We start from the raw sequence: 1496 nt of genomic DNA on the forward strand, positions 1-1496 counted from the left end.
AGTAAAATCAAGGATTAGGTGACAGGGCCTTTCAGCTTTTAAACATTATCAGGGACTTATCGGACAGCCCCTTTTTCAATAAATACTTTTAAAATCATCTATTGTGTTGTAAAAGAATTTTTTAATAGATAATTTTAACTTTAGGTCGCTTTCTTTTTCTCTAGTTTTCTTATTGAATCATTTTCAATATACCGGGCAATCAATGAACCTGCAAGCAAGGACCAGACTGGAGCACTTATACTTAAAATCGTAATATTGGACAAGGCAATAATAAAGGCGAATACAGTACTTATTTTCATTGAATGATTGGAAAAGGCCTGCTGCACACTATTTCCGAATACAGTAAGGAGGGAAAATCCAACAATGATTGAAATGAACTCTTTTGGTAAAGCTTGAATAAGCGGCACGAGTTTCCACGAAAATAAACCGAAGGCTAGAAGAAGAAAACCGGCCACAACTGCCCCCATATATCTTTTTTCTTTAGGTCCTGCCTCTTCATCTGAACAGATTACAGTAGCCATTCCAGCAATGTTTGCTGATTGTCCTCCAAAAAAACTTGTTATTATTGAAAAGAATCCGCTTAATGTAATAATTTTTTTAATAGGGGTACGATAATTATTTTGTTCCAATGCACCAACCCCAACTGCTGCATCATTACTTAAAATGAGGAGAGCAAGAGGGATAGAGACAGAAAGGAAACTTACTAGATTAAAATCAGGTAACTGGATTTTAGGCATCATCATTCCTGATGTCCATTCACTGCTATTTAATGGATAAAATAAGATTAATACGATAAAACCAATTATAATTGCTGCAATGACAGGAGGAATTTTTACTTTCCATCTGCTGAAAATAAAAAAGGTGATTAAAGATACTAATCCGACTATTAACATATGGCTGATAGAAACAATGAAATTCACCATATACTTTGTAATCATTCCTGCCAGCATGGCGGAAATAATTTCTTTAGGAACGAGCTTTATTAATTTTGAGAAAAGACCGAGAGATCCAATGAATAACATTAACAGGCCTGAGATAATATATGCTCCGATTAATTCGTGAAAGGTAAATTGAGATGTCACTGTTGCCAGAAATGCAACACCCGTAAGTGTATGGCCGCCAACGATTGGTATACGGCTGTACATAGGAAGAATAATCCCAAATAACCCTCCAAATACATAGACTGCAAAAATCCATAGCACTGTCTGCGCAATACTAAAATTCCCGTTTACTGATGCTTCCAATATAAGAGCAGTTGGTCCTGTTATAATGAATATTCCCGCAACGATACCAGCTGAAATATTTTTATGATTTAAATCCTTTAAAGAGGGCCTATCCCTTCTGATTCCTGGAAAGCTATTCATATTTTGCTCCCCCTTTTTTGAATTGTATTAGCCTGTTATGTGATTGATCTAGTGCAAGCTGTCCTTTTATCCCAGCCTTAACGGGCAGTAAGACTCCCATTTCAAAATTCTGGCAATTCGAGGAAGTGAAGT

General features: G+C 36.1%; 1 protein-coding gene. It reads right to left on the minus strand.

The window, feature by feature from the left end; genetic code table 11:
* Nucleotides 1-140 precede the first annotated feature (140 nt).
* A complete protein-coding gene (locus BFA01S_RS21500) occupies nucleotides 141-1364 on the minus strand; it encodes a benzoate/H(+) symporter BenE family transporter (protein ID WP_066235684.1) in 1224 nt (407 codons plus the stop codon).
* Nucleotides 1365-1496: the final 132 nt, after the last annotated feature.

Origin of the sequence: Metabacillus fastidiosus NBRC 101226 (genome assembly GCF_001591625.1) — a bacterium.
Taxonomy (GTDB): Bacteria; Bacillota; Bacilli; order Bacillales; family Bacillaceae; genus Metabacillus; species Metabacillus fastidiosus.